Origin of the sequence: Frankia sp. AgB1.9, assembly GCF_016786355.1 — a bacterium.
Classification (GTDB): domain Bacteria; phylum Actinomycetota; class Actinomycetes; order Frankiales; family Frankiaceae; genus Pseudofrankia.
Genome location: NZ_JADWYX010000220.1, coordinates 1 through 7,643, shown reverse-complemented (window position 1 = coordinate 7,643; position 7,643 = coordinate 1). Strand labels below are relative to the sequence as shown.

7 protein-coding genes are annotated in these 7,643 nt (G+C 65.0%); 2 read left to right on the top strand and 5 right to left on the bottom strand.

The window, feature by feature from the left end; genetic code table 11:
• The 5 genes from I6A60_RS40220 to I6A60_RS40200 form a co-directional block, all read right to left on the bottom strand.
• Positions 1–512, bottom strand: a 512-nt coding sequence (locus tag I6A60_RS40220; protein ID WP_203055874.1) for an AAA family ATPase, incomplete at its 3' end; no start/stop codon positions are given.
• 542 nt (positions 513–1,054) lie between these two features.
• The gene (locus I6A60_RS40215) at positions 1,055–1,312 is read right to left on the bottom strand and encodes a hypothetical protein (protein ID WP_203020716.1); all 258 of its coding nucleotides are present in this window, start codon (positions 1,310–1,312) and stop codon (positions 1,055–1,057) included.
• 151 nt (positions 1,313–1,463) lie between these two features.
• Positions 1,464–2,153 carry a hypothetical protein gene (locus I6A60_RS40210; protein WP_238437238.1) on the bottom strand — a complete coding sequence of 230 codons (690 nt, stop codon included), beginning with the start codon at positions 2,151–2,153 and terminating at the stop codon, positions 1,464–1,466.
• 1,293 nt (positions 2,154–3,446) lie between these two features.
• A complete protein-coding gene (locus I6A60_RS40205) occupies positions 3,447–4,055 on the bottom strand; it encodes a hypothetical protein (RefSeq protein WP_203020720.1) in 609 nt (202 codons plus the stop codon).
• Between the two features lie 1,790 nt (positions 4,056–5,845).
• The gene (locus I6A60_RS40200) at positions 5,846–6,496 is read right to left on the bottom strand and encodes a class I SAM-dependent methyltransferase (protein WP_203020723.1); all 651 of its coding nucleotides are present in this window, start codon (positions 6,494–6,496) and stop codon (positions 5,846–5,848) included.
• A 191-nt stretch (positions 6,497–6,687) separates the two neighbouring features.
• Between I6A60_RS40200 and I6A60_RS40195 the strand changes: the two genes are divergently transcribed.
• The gene (locus tag I6A60_RS40195; protein ID WP_203020725.1) at positions 6,688–7,011 is read left to right on the top strand and encodes a hypothetical protein; all 324 of its coding nucleotides are present in this window, start codon (positions 6,688–6,690) and stop codon (positions 7,009–7,011) included.
• A 230-nt stretch (positions 7,012–7,241) separates the two neighbouring features.
• Complete coding sequence (locus I6A60_RS40190) at positions 7,242–7,559, top strand: GlsB/YeaQ/YmgE family stress response membrane protein (RefSeq protein WP_203020727.1); 318 nt, start codon at positions 7,242–7,244, stop codon at positions 7,557–7,559.
• Positions 7,560–7,643 lie beyond the last annotated feature (84 nt).

The following is a 7,643-nucleotide window of genomic DNA, read 5'->3' as shown; positions in this document are numbered from 1 at the left end:
TTCCTAAGTCCGTCCGATCTTTCTTCCAAAAGGTGAGATTCTTCGGATGGCTGTCGCAGCCAGTTTTCTTTCCCTATGCGTAGAAAGCCAGCTAATGCTGCGGGTCTAAATCTGTCTGTCGTTTCGCTAAATCGCGCCAGATCGCGCCGTCGCAATACGAAAGCACTGTAACGGAAGTCGGCATGTGCCTTTACGTCGTAGTGTGACCTCTCTCCGGGCCTACTCGACCGTGTAACTGCTTCGGAAGAATCGAGTTGCACACGGCACGTGCAGATTTCGGACCTAGCGGCATACAAATTTCGCAGCGTGGGAGCCATGGGTTCCTGGGTACTCCCATTAAAGAGTGTTCCTTGCAAGCAGAATTCGATGGCGTCCGCAATTGAAGACTTCCCCGAGCCGTTGTCGCCAAGAATGAATGCCGAGACGGGCTTGCCGTTGACCAAGAAACTCAGCGCACATTCTCCGGTGATGCCGCGAAAGTTGCGGAGCGTCACCGAATCAATTTTTGACATGCCTACCTCGACAATTTTGCTCGCTACTCGGAGAGTTTAAAGTAGCGACACTCTACTATGCTTACCCACAGCATCTCGCCGAGAGTTCGCCCACCTGTCGAGTTACAGGTCCGCAGGCGGCCAGCCGCGCCGCCGTCGAGGCCGACAGCCATGATGCCAGTCGGTGTCAGCACCTCCGACCGAGCTACCGTCCAAGCCAGCTGACGGCCTAGTTGTGGACGAGGACAGGCCTCCACAGAGGTGGCGAACGCAACCTACTCGACCCCGAAAGGCGCCCGTGGATGATCCAGGTAGGATCGCGGATCAGGTATTCGGTGTCGCAGGTGGGGCCGCCCCCAGAGGAGTCCGCCAGCCTTGGCGATGGCAGCGAGTAGCCCGGCCAATCGGCGATCAGGGCTGAGCGGATGAGAGCCCGGCAGCCACAGTGGCAGCCAAGCCACCGGACGACTACGAACGAGCGTGGACGTCCATGGAATCCGGACCGCCCGTGACCTGCACCAGTGGACGTCTGCGGACATCCACGGACAAATCACCAAGATCTCTTAATTTGTGGGTTCAGTGTCGCGGTCATCGCCAGCGTGTTGGTAGTAGACCGTGATCGAGTGCCAGTCGCCGTCCGCCGTGATGTCGGTGTGCAGCACCAGGTCCTGTACGTCAACCTGACCCAGCGCATCAATCGGGTCAGCGACCCGTCGGAGCAAGGCGCCTACGTCACCCTGACCAGCGCCCTCCGGATTCGACTGAGAGAAGTGATAGGCGGTCCAGGGGTCCCGCCGGCGCGCCGCCGGATCTTCCGCCACAGATCCTCTGCCTTCCATCATCGACCATCAACCACACGACACGGCTCTGCCCTACGCCGCGTAACCAGCACCGGCCTCCGCCCGGATCACAGGTGATCGTAATGGCGGCGGCACGACCGGGATCGCTGGCGACAGGTCGAGCCAGAACGCTTCAGGCAGCATGCGCCTGGACCGCGTCGACGAAGCGACGGAAGACCGGCCAGGGAACACGCCAACTGCCGTGAGCCGTGAAGGTGGCGCCCTCGATGCCATCCCGTGCCGGACCGCCGCCGGCCGGGTGGGCATCCGGGACTTCCACCTCGACGTAGTCGCTGCGGTCTACCCCTGGAGTCACCACCCGCAAGGTATAGATCCGGCTACCGGCTACGCCGGGGTTCGGGTGGTCGATCTTGAAGCATGTGGAGCCATGCGGCGAGACCCGCTCCGAGAGCCCCTGGTCCCTCGCCGACGTACCCCGCCCATCCTGATTGACAATGTCGCCTGACGATCCGATCAAGGCAAGGAATCGGCAGAGAATCGGCCAGGGGGTCACTCCATGGGAGACTTCGACCAGTACGTCTTCAGCCGGCATCGGTGTGAAGCTACCGGCGTCCGGAGTCGCGTCGGGAATGACAACGGCGAGGAACGGCCCGGCGCCAGGGGCTCCACTCAGCCCCCTCAGTTCGTACTGCCACGCATCGTCAGGCAGGCAATAGAACGAAACGATCTCAAACAGTCGGTCGTCGTGGGCCCAGACATCCACTCGACCAGACTCGCACACGCTTGCGACGCAGTCACCGGCGGCGAGCGAAGCCACCAGACGCGTGGCCAGCGGCGGATGGTAGTGGGCAAGCCGATCCACGCCCTTGGCGCGACCATGACCAGCGCCAGCCGACCTCGACAGGTGCCAGCGGATCAATGGCAGGTCTCGCCCGCGGACCGAGGCATCGGAGCTGACACCCAAGTTGACAGCCGAGCCGGCGGACGCGAGCGGACGCTGATGGACCTCAGCGGACGGAACATCCGAGGCCAGCGGACGCGGTGGACGTCAGCGGACGCCCCCGGAAGATCCAGATCGAACTACGGAACAGAAGGTTCATTCCCAAGGCACGGGGTGGGCTACGACCGCGGCGGTACCTGGACGGCGGGCAGTCAGAGGTAGCCAGCAATGCGACGGATGGACAAGCCGAGATCGGCGGGCGTCCGTGGATATCCCTGGACGGCGCGCACCGATTTAGCGGTCGACCGGCTCAGTTTAGGGTGCAAGAGGTTCCGACGGAGAACCAATGTCCGCGCGTGCCGCATCAATCATTCTTTGAAGAGAGTGCCGCAAGTCAATCCAGACTTGCGATGTACGAATAAAGGCGTCAGCCTCGACACTTACGGTAGCCTCGCTCATGTGATGCAACAGGCCAGTCACGGCATCGAGACATTCGCTCCCGGCTCTTGCTGCGACCGTGGCCTCTTCTGATCCGACGAGCTGAATCTCAATCACTTGCCGTGCGACTTCCCGGGAAACGACATTCAAGTCCTCCATGAGTGCCCTTTGTTCTTGGGTAGGGTCGCTCGTCCTCGCGTAATTGTCTGTAAGGAGTCCATCCAATAGGCGACTGTACTGGTCTGCGGCCTTTTCTAGGCTCAACACTACCGCGGAATACAACAATCGACGCTCTTGTCGCAGCCATTTGTAATGATCTTGCCGGTTCTGCCGCTCGGCACGTCGCTCCTCAACCGCAGTCCTTCGGCGTTCCCGATACTCTGCCAAGAGCCCGGCAACTGACACGCCAGTTAGGGTTGCGGCCGATGAAATAATTAGGGGTGCGATCGCCGTGCCCACGGAACGGCAGTCTGTCAGACTCATGCGCCGCTGTGACCTGATTCGAGGCGGTCGGGTCGGGTGGTCGGCCAGGTCCTACCGCGGAGTTTGGATCACCCCACGGGCAGGCATCGCCGCCGCGAGCTAGACGGTGGCAGGCTGCTCATGGGTGGTCGGCGCGGCCGTGCGCCGTGGCCCGGACGGCTCCTCTTGGCAGCCAGACTGGCAGCCAAGCATGCGGACACCGACAGACGAGCGCGGACGTCCACGGAATCCAGACGGGGCGCGACCTGCACCAGCAGACGTCGGTGGACGACCACGGACAAGTATCTGGCGATCTCATAATCCCTTGGTCCGCGAGATGGGCAGCGCCTTTCGCTCTGCTCCTAGTTGGAGTCGCTGATCTCGGGAGGTGGCGCGGTCAAAGGTTTGTATCTGGGTGCGGTACTGGGTGTCGGCGCCGCGCTCCGGGTTGATCAGCAGGACGAAATCGGATAGCGCGTTTGGAGCTGGCTTTCCGGCCTCGTCGCGGCAACCCGGTTCCGCCTGCCAGTCGATCAGGTTGACGGTGACCTGCCAGCGTCCCGCCGGCACCGGGGCCTTCAACCCGAGGTAGGGGACGCCGCGGACGTGCTCGACACCGCTGATGACCGCCTCGCCGGTCGAGACGAACAGGTACGGTGCCGAGGACACCAACAGGTGCTGGCGTTCGCGATCGGTCAGTACGGCCGGCGCCGAGATCGAGTCGACCCGCGCCGTGATGCCAAAGGCGCCGTCGGCGCCGATGTTGACCGGGACGAAGGCGCCAGCGAGGACCTGCGCCCGGATGTCCTCGTCCTCTAGGAGCACCGACTCCCACGTCTCGTAGTCCACGACGCTCTCGAATGACCGCGGTGCCCACATGGCGAGCATCCCGGCAGCGGTTGCCAGTTCTCCCGCGACTTCCATCGATCCCACTCCCGGGCTCCCGATCGGGAACAGTCTGTAATCGCTACCAGCCGAACCGCCGTACTGCATTTGTACTGCAACGGGGGCGGACGTCGGTGGACGCCGGTGGACGTCCCCGGGCCTGTGACCTGCACCAGCGGACGCTAGCGGACGTCCCTGGACCTACCGCCGAAGCCTACGGATCTGAAGGTTGTCGCGTCGCGTAGGCCCGGCGCCCCTAGCCATCAGTACAGCCAGGCCCGCAGACGTCGGCCGACCGGAGTGGACATCGGTGGACGCAGGCAGGGCTGTGACCAGGCGCGGCGGAGGTCTGTGGCCCCAGTGGACGGCGGACGCCGATCTTGCAATCGGGCGTTACGGTCAAGCGGACGGACATGGCCGGGGTCTTAGAACAGGTCGGTGACCTGCGCGGGGACCTGACGATCTACACATTGGCGGCTGTGTTGACTCCGAACTCTCCGGTCGTGGTTGTCGACGAGGGGATCGACGAGCCACAGCTGGGCACCCGCTACGTACTTGAGGTTGATCTAGTGCGTGAGGTCCTGAGGGTCTGGCGAGATTGGCGCGGCGGCGCGGAGCCGGACGGCGTGGAAGTCTGCGCGGCGATCGACTACTACGCCAAACGTGAGGCGTACCTACCAGCTTGCGGACGGACTTCGTGGCGACCACGAGTAGTCGGACTAGATGATGATCTACACGGGGCCGATCACGGGACGGCAGCCAGAGCGGCCAAGCCGGTGGACGGCGACGGACGAGCGTGGACGTCTACGGACGTCGCATGCCGCGTCACCAGCATCGGCGGATGCGTGCGGACTTCCACGGGCAGACTACTAAGATTTCATAGTCCCTCGGTCATCAGCGCTATCCACCACGGACAGGCGATGTCCGCGAGGCAGCAGGCACGACGGCTATGGGTGGCACTTCTGTGCCCTACTCGCCGCCCCATCGCGTGTTGTGCTGATCTAGCTATGACGAGCCCGACCCGGGAGGCTAACGTCGCCCCTCTGCGGCTACCGGGGGGACGGCGTGGGTTTCTTAGCGGTTATGGCTTTTTCGATCGTCATTTTCGGGCTTGTCGCGTTGGCCATAGGCCACGTGCACTGGGCACGCGTCCATAACAGGCGTGCCGCAGGGCTCGTCACGACCGGTGGCGTCGTAGCGTTCATTGTCGTCGGACTCCTTCTACCGAAGAACCCGGCCACAGGCACCGCGGTAGGTGTCACTTCTAATGTGCTGTCGAGCAGCCCAGGCGCAGTCGCCAGCATCACCACACCGCCCGACCTGAGTGAGACGGGCCGGGACGCGGCGACCACCCGCCAGACGCAACCAGCACAGACCCCTTCCGACCCGTCACATGCGGGCACGTCAACGCTGCGCACGACTCCGGCCGGGCCTGTCGCCGTGCGCACCTCGGCGCCAAAGCCCGTGACCGCACGAGCAACTCAGCCAGCTACGCAGCCTCCGCCGCCGGCTCCCGCGAACCCGCCCGCCACTGCGGCGCCGAGATCCGTAGCAGCCGCGCCACCGGCTCAGGCGCCGCCTCCCGCTCCCGTCAACCCGCCCGCCCCCGCTGCGGCTTGCCAACCGCTGACCAACGGCGGCAACTGCTACGAGCCGGGCGAGTACTGCCGCAATGCCGACCACGGCGCGCGCGGCGTCGCGGGAAATGGCGAGGCGATCGTGTGCACTGACAACAACGGCTGGCGGTGGGAGCCCGCCTAAGGCCGCCCGACACGACTCCGAGACGCGGCGAGCAGGCCGGACGGTGCCCACAGCGGAGCCTCAATCCATCAGCGCGTGAATCGGAACAGGTGGCGGCCTGTCGGGTCGGAGCGTGGGGCGTCGGCGAGGCGATGGACACCAACTCGGAAGCCCGCGTCGTCGGGGCGGATGAACCGCTCCTCGACGAACCCGTGGCGGGTGAACACCTTCCGGACGAGTTCGGCCGCGTCGCCGGGGTGGCTGGTCGGGTCGTCGTCGCCGGTTGACGCGCCACGGGTCCACAGGACCGCGGCGCCCGGAGTTAGTAGCCGGGGAAACGCGCCGACGGTCGTCTCCAGGTCGTCGTCAGATATGTTCCCGAACACGCCGCAGGCGAGCAGGACATCTGCCGGCGGGAGATCCGCGTAGGTGTCCATGACCCCCGCGTCGGCTGTGCGGACCTCGACGTGCGGCAGGTTCAGCTGGCTGGCCTGTGCTTGCGCCGCCGCGCCAAGGCCGGCGTCGATCTCGACAAGGACCGCGCGGACGTTGTCATGTCCGGCGGCGAGGACCGGCAGGGTGTCTCGACCGTCTCCGGCGCACAGGCTCAGCAACCGCGTCGGCCTACCGTTCGTCGCGGTCAACAGGCGGTCCAGCTCCGCGCGGACGGTTGCCAGTCGTTGCGCCAGCCCGGACGCCGGATCGTCGTAGTTTCGATGCCAGGCGTTCCAGTCGGCCATAGGTCCAGTCGAGCACGTTGTAGCTTTGGACGCCGGAATACGCCAGGACAGCTGAGGCGGCTCCTGCGGCGGCACGGTGAGAACGTGACCGTGCGACGCGTTGCTGGACCGCTTGCTGTGTGACGCCGGTTCGGCCGGGTGGACGCCTACCGAGTAGCTCGGCGCGGAAGCCGGCGGGAAGGGAGCGGGTTGTGCGGTACAGCACGTACGCGCACGTCGTAAGCCCTGACGACTTCCGCGGCGGCGTCGGTGGCCTGCTGCTCCGGGATGTCCTGGCCGAGAATGACGGGCGCTACGAACATCTGCTCCGGCTGTCGGAGCGAGCGAGGAAGGACCTCCGGGAGCTCGCCAGACTAACTGGGAACAGCGAGCTGGCACGGATCGCCGAAGCCGACGCGACTGTCATCTCGCTGGAGCACTTTCGCCACCTCGACCCGGACACGACGCGGATCAGGATCGGCTCCGAGGTCACGCGAGAGCCCGGAGACGGCCCGCTGCCCGGCTTCGACCTCTGAACGAGGACCTCGACCGAGCGCGACCGGACGGGCGCGGCGATCGTCGCTGGGACCGTCCTGACCAGCGCGGATGGTGTGGTCGGGTGCGCCGTGGGTGCTTGGCTCCGTCGCGGCATCGGACTCGATGCCCACATTGCGCGTCAGTCGTCTGGTTTGGGCGGGCGAGTCGGCGGGGTAAGGCTTCCGACACAACGGACGATCTCGACACCGTCGCCTGCCTGGAGGGTTCCGTGCTTACGATCATTATCTCGTGGATCGTTCTTGGGCTGATCGCTGGTGCGGTCGCGCGTCTCCTCGTGCCGGGCCGCGACCCGATGAGCGTTCCGACGACGATTCTCCTGGGGGTCGTCGGCTCGTTCATCGGCGGATTTCTGGGCTACGTCCTCTTCGGCAAGGATCTGAACGAGGGTGCCCTGCAGCCGTCCGGCGTGATCGGCTCCATCATCGGTGCGATCATCTTGCTGCTGGTCTTTCGTTCCACCGAACGGCGTCGTGGCCACACGAGCCGTCGCCGCCGCACGACCAGCCGGCGTCGGGCTTACCGCTGAGGTCAGACCGGCCTTGGTCGCTCGGTCCGTACGTGAGCGGGGTCCGCGAGCTGGGTCTTATACACATATCCGAGCCCACGAGAC